The sequence below is a fragment of the Streptosporangium sp. NPDC002524 genome (assembly GCF_040295985.1).
In the GTDB taxonomy this organism is placed as follows: domain Bacteria; phylum Actinomycetota; class Actinomycetes; order Streptosporangiales; family Streptosporangiaceae; genus Streptosporangium.
The window spans coordinates 34,160-50,397 of the sequence record NZ_JBEOWK010000019.1 but is presented as its reverse complement, the minus strand read 5'-3'; the positions used below and the strand labels follow the sequence as shown (position 1 = coordinate 50,397).

15 protein-coding genes are annotated in these 16,238 nt (G+C 74.9%); 6 read left to right on the top strand and 9 right to left on the bottom strand.

Features of this window, described 5'->3' with window-relative positions:
* Positions 1–180: 180 nt before the first annotated feature.
* From ABT053_RS29520 to ABT053_RS29510, 3 genes are all read left to right on the top strand, one after another.
* Positions 181–1,086 (top strand): DUF4394 domain-containing protein, encoded by a 906-nt coding sequence (locus tag ABT053_RS29520; RefSeq protein WP_350973264.1) that lies wholly within the window; start codon positions 181–183, stop codon positions 1,084–1,086.
* A gap of 208 nt (positions 1,087–1,294) precedes the next feature.
* A complete protein-coding gene (locus ABT053_RS29515; protein ID WP_350973459.1) occupies positions 1,295–1,702 on the top strand; it encodes a YciI family protein in 408 nt (135 codons plus the stop codon).
* A 21-nt stretch (positions 1,703–1,723) separates the two neighbouring features.
* Complete coding sequence (locus ABT053_RS29510; protein ID WP_502991884.1) at positions 1,724–2,977, top strand: RNA polymerase sigma factor; 1,254 nt, start codon at positions 1,724–1,726, stop codon at positions 2,975–2,977.
* Positions 2,978–3,136: 159 nt separating this feature from the next.
* Here ABT053_RS29510 and ABT053_RS29505 read toward each other — a convergent pair whose 3' ends face one another.
* Both ABT053_RS29505 and ABT053_RS29500 read right to left on the bottom strand, forming a co-directional pair.
* Complete coding sequence (locus ABT053_RS29505) at positions 3,137–4,261, bottom strand: sensor histidine kinase (RefSeq protein ID WP_350973263.1); 1,125 nt, start codon at positions 4,259–4,261, stop codon at positions 3,137–3,139.
* A complete protein-coding gene (locus ABT053_RS29500) occupies positions 4,258–4,920 on the bottom strand; it encodes a response regulator transcription factor (RefSeq protein WP_350973262.1) in 663 nt (220 codons plus the stop codon). Before ABT053_RS29500 ends, ABT053_RS29505 begins: the two co-directional genes overlap by 4 nt.
* A 151-nt stretch (positions 4,921–5,071) precedes the next feature.
* Between ABT053_RS29500 and ABT053_RS29495 the strand changes: the two genes are divergently transcribed.
* Positions 5,072–6,664, top strand: coding sequence for a DUF1349 domain-containing protein (locus ABT053_RS29495; protein ID WP_350973260.1), 1,593 nt, complete (start codon positions 5,072–5,074; stop codon positions 6,662–6,664).
* A gap of 51 nt (positions 6,665–6,715) precedes the next feature.
* Here the strand turns inward: ABT053_RS29495 and clpX are convergent, their stop codons facing one another.
* Together clpX and ABT053_RS29485 are read right to left on the bottom strand one after the other, a co-directional pair.
* Positions 6,716–8,029 carry an ATP-dependent Clp protease ATP-binding subunit ClpX gene (clpX, locus tag ABT053_RS29490; RefSeq protein WP_350973258.1) on the bottom strand — a complete coding sequence of 438 codons (1,314 nt, stop codon included), beginning with the start codon at positions 8,027–8,029 and terminating at the stop codon, positions 6,716–6,718.
* A gap of 49 nt (positions 8,030–8,078) precedes the next feature.
* Entirely contained in the window at positions 8,079–9,305 is a 1,227-nt protein-coding gene (locus ABT053_RS29485) for a cytochrome P450 family protein (RefSeq protein WP_350973257.1), read from the bottom strand.
* A gap of 103 nt (positions 9,306–9,408) precedes the next feature.
* Here ABT053_RS29485 and ABT053_RS29480 point away from each other — a divergent pair, with 103 nt between their 5' ends.
* On the top strand, positions 9,409–10,575 hold the full coding sequence (locus ABT053_RS29480; protein WP_350973456.1) for a TetR/AcrR family transcriptional regulator: 1,167 nt from the start codon (positions 9,409–9,411) through the stop codon (positions 10,573–10,575).
* Positions 10,576–10,880: 305 nt separating this feature from the next.
* Positions 10,881–11,618, top strand: a complete 738-nt coding sequence (locus ABT053_RS29475) for a sulfite exporter TauE/SafE family protein (protein WP_350973256.1) — start codon at positions 10,881–10,883, stop codon at positions 11,616–11,618.
* A gap of 13 nt (positions 11,619–11,631) precedes the next feature.
* On the opposite strand, the gene ABT053_RS29470 is transcribed toward ABT053_RS29475, so the two are convergent.
* The 5 genes from ABT053_RS29470 to ABT053_RS29450 all read right to left on the bottom strand — a co-directional run bounded on the left by ABT053_RS29470 (position 11,632) and on the right by ABT053_RS29450 (position 16,162).
* The gene (locus ABT053_RS29470) at positions 11,632–12,402 is read right to left on the bottom strand and encodes an SDR family NAD(P)-dependent oxidoreductase (RefSeq protein ID WP_350973255.1); all 771 of its coding nucleotides are present in this window, start codon (positions 12,400–12,402) and stop codon (positions 11,632–11,634) included.
* 347 nt (positions 12,403–12,749) lie between these two features.
* Positions 12,750–13,628: a glycosyltransferase gene (locus ABT053_RS29465; protein WP_350973254.1), complete on the bottom strand. Its 879-nt coding sequence runs from the start codon at positions 13,626–13,628 to the stop codon at positions 12,750–12,752.
* Positions 13,625–14,251, bottom strand: coding sequence for a methyltransferase (locus ABT053_RS29460; RefSeq protein ID WP_350973253.1), 627 nt, complete (start codon positions 14,249–14,251; stop codon positions 13,625–13,627). Before ABT053_RS29460 ends, ABT053_RS29465 begins: the two co-directional genes overlap by 4 nt.
* A 58-nt stretch (positions 14,252–14,309) precedes the next feature.
* A complete protein-coding gene (locus ABT053_RS29455; protein WP_350973252.1) occupies positions 14,310–15,176 on the bottom strand; it encodes a PIG-L deacetylase family protein in 867 nt (288 codons plus the stop codon).
* On the bottom strand, positions 15,173–16,162 hold the full coding sequence (locus ABT053_RS29450; protein ID WP_350973250.1) for an acyl-CoA dehydrogenase family protein: 990 nt from the start codon (positions 16,160–16,162) through the stop codon (positions 15,173–15,175). Before ABT053_RS29450 ends, ABT053_RS29455 begins: the two co-directional genes overlap by 4 nt.
* Positions 16,163–16,238 lie beyond the last annotated feature (76 nt).

The following is a 16,238-nucleotide window of genomic DNA, read 5'->3' as shown; positions in this document are numbered from 1 at the left end:
GGCCTCGCCGTCACTTTCTGTGATGGAGTATTCGCTGTTTGTGACGGCCCTGACGCCGGAGTACGGGTGCGACGACACCCGGCCACAAAGCACACGAAGCACATGAAGAGCACAAAGCACATGAAGAGCACAAAGCACATGAAAAGCACGAAGAGCACGAAGGATACGAAGGAGCGGCACATGCGAAGGACACTCATCGCCACCGTGATGGCACTGAGCACGGTGACGGCCGGTGCGACGAGCAGCGCGGCGGACAACGCGGCGGAGAGAACGGCGGACGGCGCGGTGAGGAGCGCGGTACCGGCGGCGGCCGTGCCCGGCTTCGACGCCATCGGGCTCACCGGCAACCAGCACCTGGTGGGCTTCGAGATCCGCTCCCCCGGCCGCGCCCGCGACCTCGGCGCGGTCAACGGCCTCGCCGGAGACACCGCGCTCGTCGGCATCGACTACCGCGTGCAGAACGGCAAGCTGTACGGCGTAGGCAACCAGGGAGGCGTCTACACGCTCAGCGGACCGTCCACCGCGCTCAAGGTCTCGCAGCTGACCGTGCCGCTGAGCGGCACCGGCTTCGGCGTCGACTTCAACCCCGCCGCCAACCGGCTGCGCGTGATCAGCGACACCGGGCAGAACCTGCGCCACAACATCGACGACCCGGTGGGCACCCCGGCCGTGGGGCAGACCGTCGCCGACGGCCCGCTGGCCGGCCCGGCCCCGTCGCCGGTCGTGACCGGCGTGATCGGCGCCGGATACACCAACAACGACCTCAACCCGGCCACCGGCACGACGCTCTTCGACCTGGACACCACGTCCGCCCGGGTGCTCCTGCAGTCGCCCGCCAACGCGGGCGTGGTGGTGCCGACCGGCAACCTGCGGGTGGCCGCGACCGGCGCGGCGGGCTTCGACGTCTACAGCTCGCTGAACAACGGCATCACCGTCTCCAACAGCGCCTTCGCCACGCTGAAGGTCGGCGGACGCTACCGGCTCTACGGCGTCAACCTGCTCACCGGCTCCGTCAACTACAACTACGGCGCCTTCCCCGCCGGCCGGCAGGTGGTCGACATCGCCCTCCGGCTCGACCGCGGCTGAGACGGACCCGTAGTAAAAGGGCGGCCCCGAGCCCCCGGCCCGGTTCCCGTCACCTGACCGCCGGCCGGCGGAGGCGTCGAATACCCTGGGGCGCCGGCGACCCGCGATCCCGGTCGCGGACCGATGTCCGGTGGAGGCCCCCGGCTCCGACGTCTCCGGTGCCGGGCGCCACGGCGGCGCCGGCGGAGAGGAAGACACCGTGAAGTACATGATCTTGATGTACGGCTCGCAGCGCGACTACGACGCCATGGCGGGCAAGGACGGCGACCGGCCGGCCCTGTCCCCCGAGGACTTCGCACCGATGCACGCGTTCATGGAGGCGTTCTCCAGGGACCTGGAGGAGTCCGGCGAGTTCGTCGAGACGCGGGGGCTGGCCGCCCCGGTCCACACCCGCAGGGTGGGGACGAAGTACGGCGTCCCGGTCGTGACCGACGGCCCGTACGCCGAGACCCAGGAGGTCCTGGCCGGCTACTGGATCGTGGAGTGCGAGAGCTTCGACCGGGCGACCGAGATCGCCGCCCGGCTGGGCGAGTGCCCCGCCCCCGGCGACATCGCCGCCAACTCCTACGCCGACGTGCGGCCGGTCGAGGAGTACCGGGGCGAGCTGGCGATCTAGATCGTCCCCGGATCCGGCACCGTGCCCGGCATCGAGTTCGAGGACCTGCTGCGCCGCCTGGCGCCGCAGGTCCTCGGCGCGGTGGTACGGCGCTACGGGCGGTTCGACGCCGCCGACGACGCGACGCAGGAGGCGCTCCTCGCCGCCGCCACGCAGTGGCCCGGGGAGGGGCTTCCGGACAACCCGCTGGGCTGGCTGATCACGGTCGCCTCGCGCAGGCTGACCGACCTGCTGCGCGCCGAGCAGGCGCGCCGGCGCCGCGAGGACACCGTCGCCCGGTGGACACCGCCCGGCCGGTGGCACGCGCCCGCCGCCGACCGGCCCGCCTCCGAGTCCGACGACACGCTCATCCTGCTGTTCATGTGCTGTCACCCCTCGCTGTCGGCGGCCTCGCAGATCGCCCTCACCCTGCGGGCGGTCGGCGGCCTGACCACCGCGGAGATCGCGCGGGCGTTCCTCGTGCCGGAGGCGACCATGACCCGGCGCATCACCCGGGCCAAGAGCAGCGTCAAGGACAGCGGCGTCCCGTTCGGCATGCCCTCGGGCGCGGAGCGCGCCGAACGGCTCCGCGTGGTCCTGCACGTGCTCTACCTGATCTTCAACGAGGGCTACGCCAGCACCTCGGGGCCGCACCTGCAGCGCGTCGAGCTGTCGGCGGAGGCGATCCGGCTGGCCCGCCTGGTCCACCGGCTGCTGCCCGACGACGGCGAGGTGACGGGGCTGCTCGCGCTCATGGTGCTCACCGACGCGCGCCGCCCGGCGCGCACCGGGCCGGACGGCTCGCTGATCCCGATGGCCGAGCAGGACCGGAGCCGGTGGGACGCGGCCGCCGTCGCCGAGGGCGTGGCGCTCATCACCGGCGCGCTCCCCCGGGGGACAGCGGGCCCGTACCAGCTCCAGGCGGCGATCGCCGCGATCCACGACGAGGCGCCGAGCGCCGAGGCGACCGACTGGCCGCAGATCACCGCGCTGTACGAGCTGCTGATGCGGATCTCCGACAACCCGATGGTGGCGCTGAACCACGCGGTGGCGGTGGCCATGGCCCGCGGCCCGCACGCCGGGCTCGCCCTGCTCGGCCCGCTCGCGGCCGACGGCCGGATCGCCGGGGACCACCGGCTGCACGCGGTCCGCGCGCACCTGCTGGAGATGGCCGGTGACCACGCGGCGGCGCGCGACGGCTACCGGGAGGCGGCCCGGCGCGCGACCAGCCTCCCCCAGCAGCGCTACCTGCACGCCAGGGCGGCCCGCCTGGCGGACGGGCGGCCCGGTTCCTGAGCGGGGCCACCGGGAAAACCGGCGCGCCCGCAACGGGACCGCCGGAAAAGCCGGCATGGTCACACCGAGGCCGCCGGGAAACCCGGCATGGTCACAACGGGGCCGCCGGGAAAACCGGCGCGGCCGCGGGCGCCGTCCCCGCGCGGCCGGCCCCCGACGTCAGGGACGGTCCGGACGAGAGGCGTGCGCGAACCGCACGGTGATGGACAGGCCACCCTCGGGGCGCGCTTCGGCGGTGAGGGTGGCCTGGTGGGCCCGCGTGACGGCGTCGACGATGGCGAGCCCGAGGCCGTAGCCGTCGCGGGGGCCGTACCGTTCGGGCGCCAGTTTCTGGAAGGGGTGGAAGAGGCGCTGGACCTGGTCGCGGGGGACGACCGGCCCGCTGTTGGTGACCGTGAGGGCCACGTGCGCGCCGGAGGCCCGGGTGGTGACCCGCACGTGCCCGTCCGCGTGGTTGTGGCGGACGGCGTTGTCGACGAGGTTGGCGACGAGGCTCTCGATCAGTCCCGGGTCCCCGGCCGTCACCGCGGGCGTCAGGTCTCCGGCGAGGTCGACGCCCGCCTCCGCCGCCCGGTCGCGGCGCGAGTCGAGCACCCCGCCGACGACGGGGGCGAGGTCGAGGGTGTCCCAGCGGGCGACGCCGCGTTCGCTGGTGGCCAGGGCGAGCAGCGCCCGCACCAGCCGCTCCTGGTACCCGCCCAGGGCGAGGGCCTCCCGGCAGGCCGAGCGCAGGGTCTCGGCGTCGGCGTCCGGGTCGGCGAGGGCGACTTCGAGGAGGGTACGCAGACCGGCGAGCGGGGTGCGCAGCTCGTGGGAGGCGTTGGCGACGAAGTGGCGCTGGGCGTCGAAGGAGGCGTGCAGGCGGGCGAACAGGTCGTCGAGGGTGTGGCCGAGCTCGGTCAGCTCGTCCGTGGGCTCGCCGAGGTCGAGGCGCCGGTGGAGGTTTCCGGCGGAGATGATCCGGGCGGTGGCGGTGATGGCGCGCAGCGGGCGCAGGAACCGGCCGGCGACGAACCAGCCCAGGGCCAGGGCGACGGGAATCAGGAGGACCAGCGCGACGGCGGACCCTGTGAGGAGCTGGGGCAGGCCGATCCCGGGCCCGGTCCCGGTGGTCACGGGGGACGGGGGGGACGGGGGGCGGCCCTCGGGGATGGCCGCGTCGACGCTGGCGAGCGGGACGGCGACGAACACGACCACCAGGACCCCGGCGGCGTAGATGCCCGCCGCGTAGGCGAGCGCGAGCCGCGCCCGCAGGGACCTCCTGGCGAGCGTCCGCGAGGTCATGACGGCCCGATGCGGTAGCCGCCCTCGCGGACGGTCTCGATCACGGGCGGGTCGCCGAGCTTGGCCCGCAACCGGTGCACGGTGTGCTTGACGGCACTGCTGAAGGGGTCGGCGGCCTCGTCCCAGACGCGTTCGAGCAGCTCCTCGGCGGAGACGACCAGGCCGGGCACGGCGAGCAGGCATTCGAGCAGGGCGAACTCCCTGGGGCTCAGGCCGAGGCGCCGGCCGGCCCGCGAGGCGACCCGGCGGGCCGGATCGAGGGTGATGTCCCCGCAGGCCAGGATGGGCGGCAGCGGCGGGGTGGCGCGGCGCGCCAGGGCGCGGACGCGGGCGACCAGCTCGGCGAACGCGAACGGCTTGGGCAGGTAGTCGTCGGCGCCGAGCCCGAGCCCGTCGACGCGGTCCTCGATCGTGCCGGAGGCGGTGAGCATCAGCACGCGGGTCTCGCAGCGGCCGTGGGCGAGCCGCCGGCAGATCTCGTCCCCGTGGACGCCGGGCAGGTCGCGGTCGAGGATCACCACCTCGTAGCGGGTGACGGCGAGGCGGTCGAGGGCGGCGGTCCCGTCCAGGACGACGTCGACGGCCATGCCCTCGCGGCGCAGGCCGGTTCCGATGGAGCGGGCGAGGACCTCGAAGTCCTCGACGACGAGGACCCTCACCGCCGCTCACCGCCGGTCGTCGTGCGCGCGGGACGGCCGGACCGGCCGCCGGATCGAGGTGCCATGGCCCAACGATGGCAGACCCCCGGTTCCAGCCGGGTCGCGGCCGACGCGACCCGGCCGGAACCGGGCGCCGCGTACAACCGTCGGCATGAGTTCATTCACGCCGCACCGACCCGGCCGGCGGGCCGGACGGGACGGCTTCCCCCGACTGCTGCGCGCCGAGTGGGCCGGGTTCCGCTCCGCGCGGGGCCTGGTGCTCGCCATGGCGGCCTCGGTGCTGGTCACCGTGTCGCTCGGACTGCTGATCGCCGGAGGCGCCCGCAGCACCTGCGTGACCTCGAAGGGCGAGGGCCCCTGCCCCGCACCCCTGGTGGGCCCCGACGGCACGGCGGTGCAGGACAAGTACTACTTCGTGCACCAGCCGCTCAAGGGGAACGGCGACATCACCGCCCGCGTGTCGGGCATGACCGGGCAGATGCGGCTGCCGGACGCCGTACCCGGGGTGCGCAACGTCAAGGAGGGGGCGGTGCCCTGGGCGAAGGCCGGTCTCCTCGTCAGGCAGAGCCTCACGCGGGGCATGCCGTACGCCGCCGTCATGACCACCGGCGGGCACGGCGTGCGGATGCAGCACGACTTCGTCCACGACGTGGCCGGAGGTCCCGCGCGGGAGCCGCTGTGGCTGCGGCTGACCAGGTCGGGCGACACCGTCACCGGCTACGAGTCGGGCGACGGCGAGACGTGGACCGAGGTCGGCACCGTCACGCTGCCCGGCCTGCCGGAGACGGTCGAGATCGGGCTGTTCGCCGCCTCGCCGGGCGTGCTGTGGGAGACGGCGAAGGCCTTCGCCGAGGCCACCGCCACCTTCGACCAGATAGGGCTGCGAGGCGCGAACGGTCCGTGGCGGCACGACGACGTCGGCGTCTCCCTGGGGCCCGACGGCAGGACCCCGCACCACCCGGGCGGGGTCGTCGAGTCCGGCGACAGGCTCATCGTGACCGGGAGCGGTGACATCGGGCCCGCCACGGTGGAGGGCGGCATGCGCGCCGACCTCATGCTGACCGGCGGGGCCGTGGGGCTGATCCCGGTGCTCGTGGCGGCGGTCTCGTTCCTCACGGCGGGACACCGGCGGAGGCCGTCCGGGACCGGCCCGCCGAACGAACCGGACGAACCGGACGCTCCGGACGAGCCGGATGAGCCGCGTCCGGAGCGTCCGGTACGCCGGCTGGTGGCCAAGGCCGTGGTGGTCGGCGCGGTCGCGTTCGTGACGGGGCTGGTGACCTCGGGGGTCGTGGTCCCCGCAGGTCTGGCGCTGTTGCGCGCCAACCAGAACCCGATCCAGCCGATCACCCTGGGGACCGGGCTGCGGGTGGTCGTCGGCCACGCGGCGCTGACCGCGGCCGCCGCCGTGCTGGCGCTGGGCCTGGCCGTGCTGGTCGGGCGGCGCGTCGTCGCCGCCGTGCTGGCCGTCGCGCTGGTCGTCGTGCCCTCCCTGGCCGTGCCCTTCCTGCCGTCGGGCGCGGGCCTGGCGCCGTGGCTGCTGACGGCCACCCCCGCCGCCGGGTTCGCGATCACGCAGAGCGTCCCCACGTTCGCGCACGTGGACGTGGGCTGGTCACCGCTCGGCGGCTACCACCCGCTCCCGCCCTGGGCGGGCCTGGCCGTGATCTTCGGGTACGCCGCCCTCGCCCTCGGGGCGGCGGCGGCCGTACACCGGGAAAACCGCGCGAAGGTGCCGCGTTAGGTTCCGCGCCCCCGGAGGCGCGGGTCCGGGGGCCGCCGGGCAGGGGGTTCCTCAGGCGGACCGGTCGCGGCGCTCGGGGCCGTGGCCGGGGTGGCGGCGCGGTACCAGCGTCGGGTTGACGGTGCCGAGCACGGTGTCGCGGTCGATCACGACGCGGGCCACGTCCTCGCGGCCCGGCACCTCGTACATCACGTTGAGCAGGATCTCCTCCAGGATCGCGCGGGTCGCGCGGGCGCCGGTGCGCCGCAGCAGCGCCTGGTCGGCGATCGCGCCGACGGCCCCCTCGGTGAACTCCAGCTCGACGCCGTCCATCTCGAAGAGCCTGCGGTACTGCTTGATCAGGGCGTCGCGCGGTTCGGTGAGGATCCGCGTCAGCGCCGCGTGGTCCAGCGGCCGGAAGGTCGCCACCACCGGAAGCCGGCCGACCAGCTCGGGGATGAGCCCGAACCTCAGCAGGTCCTCGGGCATGACCCCGGCCAGGACGTCCCGCTCGTCCCGCTCCCGCCCGGCGCTGGCCGGGCGGGCCGGGGTGCCGAACCCGGCGCCGCCCCGGCCGGTCCGGGCCTCGATGATCTGCTCCAGGCCGGAGAACGCGCCCCCGGCGATGAACAGCACGTTGGTGGTGTCGATCTGGATGAACTCCTGCTGCGGGTGCTTGCGGCCCCCCTGCGGCGGCACGCTCGCGACCGTGCCCTCCAGGATCTTCAGCAGGGCCTGCTGCACGCCCTCGCCGGAGACGTCACGGGTGATCGACGGGTTCTCGCCCCGGCGGGCGATCTTGTCGATCTCGTCGATGTAGACGATGCCGGTCTCGGCCCTCCTGACGTCGTGGTCGGCGGCCTGGATCAGCTTGAGCAGGATGTTCTCGACGTCCTCGCCCACGTAGCCCGCCTCCGTCAGGGCGGTGGCGTCGGCGATCGCGAACGGGACGTCGAGCATCCGGGCGAGGGTCTGCACGAGGTGGGTCTTGCCGCAGCCGGTCGGGCCGACCAGCAGGATGTTGGACTTGCCCAGCTCGACCGGCTCCCCGCCCGAGGCGTGCCGCGCGTCGGCGCGCACGCGCTTGTAGTGGTTGTGGACCGCCACCGCGAGCGACCTCTTGGCGTCCTCCTGCCCGACGACGTACCGCCCGAGGAACTCGTGGATCTCCCGCGGCTTCGGCGGCCCGCCGGGCCCGCCGGGCCCGCTCCCGGAGGGGGCGGGGGTCTCCCCGAACTCCTCCTCGATGAGCTCGTTGCACAGCCCGACGCACTCGTCGCAGATGTACACGCCGCCGGGGCCCGCGATGAGCCGCATGACCTGCCGCTGGCTCTTCCCGCAGAACGTGCATCTCAGCGGGTCGCCGCGGTCACCGGTGCGTGCCATGGGAAACGTCTCCTCGACGGTCGTACGGGTGGATCACGGGTGGATAGGGTCAGATCGTCACGAGCAGGGACGCCAGGCGCCAGGTGCCCGGGTCGGGCGCGCGTCCCGCGTTCTCCGGGGCGAGGGCCAGGTCGGGGAAGCGGCGCAGCAGCGCCGTGAGCGCGACCTCGGTCTGCACGCGGGCCAGCGAGGCCCCCAGGCAGAAGTGCGGCCCGTGGGCGAACCCGAGGTGGCCCGCCGTCGCGGTGGCCCGGCCCAGGTCGAGCAGGTCGGGGTCGGCGAACGCGCGCGGGTCGCGGTTGGCGGCGGCGATCGCGGCGGTGACGGGCTCCCCCTTGCGCACCCGCGTACCGTACAGCTCCACGTCCTCGCGCGCGTAGCGGGGGATCGACAGCAGCGTCGGGCCGCACCAGCGCGTCAGCTCCTCCACGGCGCGCGGCATGAGCCCGGCGTCCCGGCGCAGCGCGGCGAGGTGGCCGGGGTGGGTGAGCAGGACCTCCACGGCGTTGGCGATGAGGTTCGTGGGTGTCTGCCCCGCCATGACCAGGTGCCAGACCATGGTGACCAGCTCGGTGTCGCTGAGCCGGTCGCCGTCGTCGGCCTGGGCGCGGATGAGGTCCGACAGCAGGTCGTCGCCGGGTTCGGCGCGGCGGCGCGCGACCGCGGCCTTGGCGCCCTCCATGATGCCCGGGATGGCCTCGGCGAACCGCTGCCCGCCGCCTCCCACGACGGTGGCGCCGTACTCGCGCCAGCGCGGGCGGTCGGCGCCGGGAATGCCGACGAGCTCGCAGATGACGTCCATCGGCAGCGGCCTGGCGAAGTGCCCCAGCAGGTCCACCACGCCGTTCGCGGCCCGCTCGGCCACGCCGGGCAGGGTGTCGAGCAGGGCGTCGACGATGGGCTCGATCCGCGGCCGGAACTCGGCGGCGCGGCGCGCGCTGAACGCCGGCGACACCAGCCGGCGCAGCCGCAGGTGCTCGGGGCCGTCCATCTCGCTCATGGTCCGCATGTAGGGCAGGCAGTCCTCGGGCACGTCGGGCCGCATGAAGCTGGCGGCGTTGATCTCGAACCGCGGGTCGCTCAGCATCGCCCTGACGTCCTCGTACCGGGTGAGGGCCAGCATCGGGCCGAAGCCCGGGGCCACCAGCCGGGCCAGCGGCGAGATCTCCCTGGCGCGGCCGTACGCGGCGAAGGGGTCGCGCAGCACCTCGGCGTCGGTGAGGTGGATCTCGGGAACCTCGGGGACGCCGCCCACGGCCTGGTCGGCAACGGTCATGGATCCTCCTGAATTTCAGATGATATAAACAGATGATCCCGTCATCCGAGTGGTCACGGTATCTTGGATCGGGACCGACGGCAACGCGGCGACGAGGAGGACGATGACCCGGCTCAGCAGGGCGCAGCTGCAGGAGCGCAACCGCGCCAGGGTGCTGGCCGCGGCCCTGGAGGAGTTCGCCGAGCGCGGTTTCCGCGACGCGAAGATCGACGCCATCGCCGAGCGCGCCGAGCTCACCCGCGGCGCGGTCTACTCCAACTTCCCCGGCAAGCGGGCCCTGTACTTCACGGTCCTGGCCGACCTCGCCGAGCGCGCCCCCGAGCCGCCGGACCCGGACTCGAACCCGGGCCCGAACCCGGAGCCGAGCCTCACCCCCCGCGAGGCGCTCGGCGCGCTCGCCCGCGCCTGGCTGGCCCGGCTCCCCCTGACCACCGACGGGCGGCACGGCCTGGCCAGGATCGGCGTGGACCTGATGCCGGAGATCCTCGCCGACGAACGGACCCGGCGGCCGTTCGCGCAGCTGACGAAGCTGAACGCGCTCCTGCTCGGGCTCGCCCTGGAGCGCCTGCGCCCGCCCGCCACCCCCGGCGACCGCCTGGTGCGCGTGGCCGAGGCCGCGCTCACGACCTTGCACGGCGCGAGCCGGCTGGCCGCCGCCGCCCCCGGCTTCACCGATCCCTTCACCATCGTCGGCGCCTGCGAGCGGCTCGCCGGCCTCGACCTCGACGACGGCTGGCCGGCCACGCCGTGGATCCAGCGCGCCAGGCCCGCCGACGAGGCGTGGTCCCCGCCCCCGGTGCCGGACGCGGTACGCGCCGAACCCGTGCGGCTCACCGACGACGGCGACGGCGTGGTGGCGATCCTCGGGCTGCATCGCCTGGAGGCCGTCGAGGAGGCGGTACGCGCCGCGCCGCCGGGTGCCGCGATCACCGCCGTCCTGGTCACCGGCGACCCCGACGAGCTGGCACCGCTCGCCCGGCTGGCCCTCGCCGACTTCTGCGGCTGCCTGCGCCAGGCCTTCCCGCCCTCGGCGTGGCCCCGCCTGCGGGTGGTGCTCGACGGCTCGGGCACCCTGGCCGCGTCGGCCGGCGTCCCGGCCGTCAGCGACGCGACCGAGGTCGCCGTCCGCGTCGAGGCGGGCCGGATCGTCGTGCGCGCCGACGGCCGCGGCGCGTGCCACACGGCCGCCTCGACACCGGGCCGGGCCGTCGCAGACGAGGCCGGACGGCCCGCGCCGACCCGCTCCTCGGCGCCGGCCCCCGGGCGATGAGGCCGCGGGCACCGGATCCGGCCCGCCCGATCCGGCGTGACCGGAAAACGCGTGACCGGGAAACGCGCCCCCGGCCCCCGGGCGACGAGGCCGCCTGCCCGGGACGATGAGGCCGCCGGTGCCGGGTCCGGCCCGCCCGGCCCGGCGTGACCGGGAAATACGACACCGGCCTTACCGGCCTCGGACAGCGGTGCCGGCGCGCCCGCCGGAGAGCCTCGGGCGCCCGGCCAGGCGGTTCGTCGGCTGACGCATCATGTACGGTCACCTGTGACCTTTTCTCCCCCTTCCTCCCGCCGGGGAGGCTGATGCCCTCCCTCGACGCCGTCCAGTGGGTCATCCTGCTGGCCGCCCTGTTCCTGGTGGGCTTCTCCAAGACCGGCGTCTCCGGCACCGGGACGGTGGCGGTCGCCCTGTTCGCACTCGTGCTGCCGACCAAGGAGTCCACCGGCACGCTGCTGCCGCTCCTGCTCGTCGGCGACCTGGTCGCCGTCGCCTCCTACCGGCGCCACGCCGACTGGCCGAGGCTGATCAGGCTGTTCCCCTGGGTCGCCCTGGGCGTGGTCGCCGGGGCGGTGGTGGTGCGCTGGGTCGACGACGCGCAGATGAGGCGGCTCATCGGGGCGATCCTGCTGGCGATCATCGCCGTTCACCTGTGGAACCGGCACCGGGCGCCGGAGGACTCGCTCGCCCACCGCCGCCCGGTGGCCGCCCTCGCGGGCGCCTTCGCCGGCTTCGCCACCATGACGGCGAACGCGGCCGGCCCCATCATGGCCGTCTACCTCCTGGCGGCGGGCCTGCCGATACTGGGCCTCCTGGGCACCAGCGCCTGGTTCTTCCTCACGATCAACGCCTTCAAGGTGCCGTTCAGCGTCGCGCTGGGCCTCATCACCCCCGCCACCCTCGTCTTCGCCGCGCTGGGCGCCCCGGCGGTCCTCGCCGGGGCCGCGACCGGGCGCGCCGTCATCGGCCGCATCGACCGCACGCTCTTCGAACGGATCACGCTGACCCTCACGCTGCTCGCCGCCGTACGCCTCCTGCTGTGACGTCCCGCCCCGGTCACCCCTCGGGATCGCGGGCCAGCACCGTCCGGCCGCCGTCGACGGGCACGGTCGCGCCGGTGATGAAGGCCGCGTCGTCGGAGAGCAGGTGGGCGATCGCGGACGCGACCTCCTCGGCCCGCGCCACCCTGCCGATCGGATGCAGCATGGCCATCTCCCGCTCCACCCGGGCGGCCTCGTCCGGCCCGCGCGAGCCGAGGAACTCCGCGTAGCGCTCGGTGGCGACCGAGCCCGGCGCCACGGCGTTGACCCGGATCCCCCGCGACCCGTACTCGACCGCGAGCGCGCGGGTCATCCCCTCCACCGCGGCCTTGGCCGTCACGTACGGCAGGCAGCCCACCACCGCCTGCCGGGCCTGGTGCGAGGTGACGTTCACGATCGCCCCCGGGGTCGCGGCGGCGAGGAAGCGGCGGACGGCGGTGGAGCATCCCACGACGGCCCCGTCGAGATTCAGCGCGATCAGGTCGAGCACCTCCCGCGCGGTGGAGGAGTGGATCGAGGCGTCCCTGAAGACGGCGGCGTTGTTGACCCACCCGGCGAGCGGGGCGAGGTCCTGGGCGACGTCGGCGGCGCGGTCGGCGACGGCCTCGTCGGCGGCGTCCCCCACCACGGCGGCCAGGCGCGGCCCCGCCGGGTGACCGGCCGTCCAGTCCAGGGCCGCCGGATCGAGCTCGACGGCGACGACGGCACCGCCGTCGCCGAGCAGCCGCTCGACCACCGCCCTGCCGATGCCCCGGCCGCCACCCGTCACCACGTAGGAACCGTTCACGCTCTCCCCTCTCCGCGGACCGCCGTGGATCCGCGCTCGCGCCGGTCACGGCGACCGGCGAGGAACCCGGGGGCCTTCCCCGTCATCTGTCACGCGCGGGCCCCCGAGGACGCGTCTCGCTGCGGTCGCGGTGCCCGCGGGTGCCCCCGCGCAAGATCGCGACTTCCCCGGGCCGGGACCTCTACACGCCTCTCCACGCGCCGGGCCGGTGGGCCGCGCGCCGCCGGGTCACGGGCGGGCACCCCGCGGGCGGCCCGGCGGAACTGCGGAACCGTGGAACCGCGGAACGGCCGGACGCTCCGGGGATCCGGGGATCCGGGTGATCAGCCCCGATGGGACTCAGCGGCTCAGGACGACCACCCGGACGTCCCGCGCGCGGTGGAGGCGGGGTCGCGTTCGAGGCGGGCGAGGAAGTGGCCGAAGCCGTCCGGTGCCCTGGGGTCGCGGCGCGCCGAGGTCACCACGCTCACCCCGGTGGTGCGCAGGACCCGCCTGCCGGCCGATTCCAGGGCTCGGACCAGGGCGTCGTCCTCACCGGTCGGCAGCGCGCTGAACCCGCCGACCGCCAGGTAGGCCGCGGCGGTGAGGCCCAGGTTGGCGCCGTGCACGTGCGAATGCCATCGCGCGCCCTCGTCCGTCTCGGTGCCGTCCGCGTTCCCGCCGGTCGCGTTTCCACCGTCCGTGTTTCCACCGTCCGTGTTTCCGCCGTCCGTGTTTCCGCCGTCCGTGTTTCCGCCGTCCGCCTTCATGCCGGTCGCCTCGGGGTCGCCCGTCTCCGTGCTGTCCGCGTACCCCTCGGTGTAGGCGGTCTGGCACCACGACGGGTAGCCGGACCAGTCGGTGACCGTCACCGTGCCGACGACGGCCTCCCACCCCTGGGCGGCGTGCCTGAGCTGGCGGCCGAGCCAGCAGGGCGGCACCAGGGTGTCGGCGTCGGTGGTGGCGACCCAGACGGTGGCGGGGTCCAGGCCCCGGGTCCGCCGCAGGAGCACCTGCGCGCCCGCCCGCCGCGCCCGCCCGACGTTGGTCATGGTGCCCTCGACGACGGTCGCCCCGGCCCGCGCGGCGACGGACGCCGTACGGTCGCCGCAGGCGTCGGCGACGACGACCAGGTGGACCGCCACCCCGGGGACCAGGCGCCCGGCCAGGTCCAGCGAGGCCAGGCAGGCGGGGAGCAGCTCCTCCTCGTCGCGGGCGGGCACCACGACTCCGACGGCCTGGATCACACGATTCCCTCGGACTCGGCCACCGAGGGAGCCCCGCGACCGCGCAGGTAGACCTCGGCGAGGAAGTCCGGCTCGCGGTGGTCGACGAGGCGGGTCAGCTCGTCACGCCCGGCCAGGGCCCGGTGCACCTCCTCGCCGCCGCGCGGGTACTCCGCGACGGGATGCCTCCAGTGCACCGCGAGCAGGGTGCCCCCGGGGGCCAGCGAGGCGGTCGCCAGGTCCAGCATCCGCTCCAGGTCAGCCCCGCCGAAGTAGTAGAGCACCTCCGACAGCACGACGAGGTCGAACCCTCCCTCCCGCTCGGGCCACTCGCCGGGCAGGACGAGCCGCCGCACCCGCGTCCCCGGGTGGCCCGCGGTGCGCTCCGCCGCCGCCGCGACCGCGACGGAGGACAGGTCGCAGGCGAGCAGCCGGTCGCAGCGCGGGGCGAGCAGGGCGGTGAACACCCCGATGGAGCAGCCCGCCTCGAAGGCGTCACAGTAGCGGCGCGCGGGCAGCAGCGCGGCGCTGATGGCGTACTTGCGCTCCTCGTACCAGCGGGAGGTGAAGCCCCACGGGTCGGAGGAGGCCGCGTACATGTCCTCGAAGTACTCCGGTCCGAGTGTCGCCGGATGAGTCGTCATCGGATACCTCCAGCGTGGATGCCCCGGGCCCCGGTTCCGGGGGCCGTGGGGAGGGTGGTCAACGGAAGAGCACCTCGTGGTCGCGGGTGAAGTGGGCGACGACGCCGGGCGGGAGCACCGCCTCCAGGCCGGCGCCGCGAGGCTCCAGCTGGCTGGCGAAACAGCCGATCGCCGCCCGTTTGCGGGCCAGGACCGCCGGGGGCAGCGGGATCCGCAGCGCCCGATCCCAGGGCAGCCGCGCGTCGCCGGGCCTGGCCCAGTGCCAGGCCCAGATCGGGTAGAAGTAGGGGCGCAGCCCCGCCGAGACCGCGGCCCTGCCCGCCGCCTCGTGATCGGAGTGCACGTCCGCCTCCCACGGGGCCAGGCACACCTCGAACCCGGAGGCCGCCCGCCCCAGCGCCCGGACGAGCTCGCCCTCGCGCTCCGCCAGCCCGGTGTCGGGCATGCCCAGCCGCACGATCTCGACGCCGCCGGCCCCCAGTGCCTCCAGCGCGGACGCGGTCTCCCCCACCCTCCGCGCCACCAGGCCCGGCACGTCGGCGATCCCCGGATGGGAGGCCTCGCCGTCGGTGACGGCGATTAGGCGCAGCCGCACGCCCGAGGCCGCCAGCAGCGCCAGCAGGCCGCCGAGCCCCAGCACCTCGTCGTCGGGGTGGGCGGCGATCACCACCGCGCTGCGCCAGCCGCCGTAGGCGAGCTCCGGGAGGGCGCCGAGGCCCGGCCAGGCGCGCCACTCGGCCTCGAGGGTTCCGGGGGCGTCGATGGGGTTGGGGGCCGGATCGAGCCGGCCGTCCCAGTCGCCCCAATCCACCCTGTCGGCCCTGTCGGCCCGCTCGATACCGCCTGTCCTGTCAGTTCTGTCAGTTCTGTCAGCCCTGTCGGCCCGCTCGGTGCCGCCCGTTATGTCGGCTCGTTCGGTGCTCACCAGCCGGCTCCCTGCTCGGCGACGATGGCCCCCAGCGCGGCGAGGTCGCGTTCGGCGTGATGCTGGCGCAGGTAGACCGTGAGGTCGGCGACCCGGCGCCCGTGCGCGGCGTCGTGGCCAAGCGGCCCGGCGCCCAGCGCCCTGCCCACCCGCGCCATGACGTCGGTGGCCACGGTCTCCACCAGCGCCTTGAGACGCAGGGACCGCGTCCCTCCGGCGTTCTTGAGGTCGTACGGGTCGGCGTCGATCTCGTCGGCCGCCTCCTCCAGGGCGGCCCTGGCGGTCCGCAGCGCGACGTCGACCGCGCCCAGGTGGGCCAGGGCGTGCGGGCCGACGTCCCGCTCGGCCGCGGCGGCCAGCAACGTCTCGGCCACGCCTCTAGCCCCTCCGTACCAGCACGCTGCGACGCCCGCGCCGCCGTGGTGGAAACCGGGCCGCTTCACGTATCCGTCCACCGGTCCCACCGGTTCGCCGGGGATGTCGTCGAAGCGGACGTCCAGGGTGTCGCTGGCCGCCATTCCCGTCGCGGGCCAGCTGCCGGCCACCGGCCGCAGGTTCTCGACCGGTACGGCGAACAGCCGGGGGCCGTCCGGCGCGTCCGCGGTCACCAGGGCGTGGGTGCACACCCGGGCTCCCGAGCAGTACTGCTTGGTCCCGCTCAGCAGCCACCCGTCCCCCTCGGGACGCGCCGAGAGGGACGGGCCGGGAGGCCGCGCCGCCCACACGCCCCACCGGCTGCCGGCCGCCGGTACCGGACCGGAGAGCTCGGCGAGGATCGCGACGGCGTCGGTGTGCCCCTCGCACAGCCGCGCCAGCGACAGATCCCGCCGGGCCAGCGAGCTCAACGTCTCCCATCGCCGCCTGGTCCGCCCCGCGCCGGGCAGCGGGAGGTCCAGCCGCCCCGACTCCACCTCGGCGGCGAACCCTCTTTCGATCTCACCGCGCCAGGCGGTGGCACCGGTGACACCCTGCTGTTCCCCGTCCATGGACGGGGGCCTACCCGGCAAGGGGTGTCCATATCATTCCCGGTAAAAGGCTTAGTTCTCCTCCGGCAAGATCTTC

What these genes read in the sequence shown, in the direction of transcription:
- ABT053_RS29480 (WP_350973456.1), top strand. Translation starts at nt 9,409, where the DNA reads ATGACCCGGCTCAGCAGGGCGCAGCTGCAGGAGCGCAACCGCGCCAGG.
- ABT053_RS29450 (WP_350973250.1), bottom strand. Translation starts at nt 16,162, where the DNA reads ATGGACGGGGAACAGCAGGGTGTCACCGGTGCCACCGCCTGGCGCGGT.
- ABT053_RS29475 (WP_350973256.1), top strand. Translation starts at nt 10,881, where the DNA reads ATGCCCTCCCTCGACGCCGTCCAGTGGGTCATCCTGCTGGCCGCCCTG.
- ABT053_RS29495 (WP_350973260.1), top strand. Translation starts at nt 5,072, where the DNA reads ATGAGTTCATTCACGCCGCACCGACCCGGCCGGCGGGCCGGACGGGAC.
- ABT053_RS29460 (WP_350973253.1), bottom strand. Translation starts at nt 14,251, where the DNA reads ATGACGACTCATCCGGCGACACTCGGACCGGAGTACTTCGAGGACATG.
- ABT053_RS29520 (WP_350973264.1), top strand. Translation starts at nt 181, where the DNA reads ATGCGAAGGACACTCATCGCCACCGTGATGGCACTGAGCACGGTGACG.
- ABT053_RS29515 (WP_350973459.1), top strand. Translation starts at nt 1,295, where the DNA reads ATGATCTTGATGTACGGCTCGCAGCGCGACTACGACGCCATGGCGGGC.
- ABT053_RS29485 (WP_350973257.1), bottom strand. Translation starts at nt 9,305, where the DNA reads ATGACCGTTGCCGACCAGGCCGTGGGCGGCGTCCCCGAGGTTCCCGAG.
- ABT053_RS29505 (WP_350973263.1), bottom strand. Translation starts at nt 4,261, where the DNA reads ATGACCTCGCGGACGCTCGCCAGGAGGTCCCTGCGGGCGCGGCTCGCG.
- clpX (WP_350973258.1), bottom strand. Translation starts at nt 8,029, where the DNA reads ATGGCACGCACCGGTGACCGCGGCGACCCGCTGAGATGCACGTTCTGC.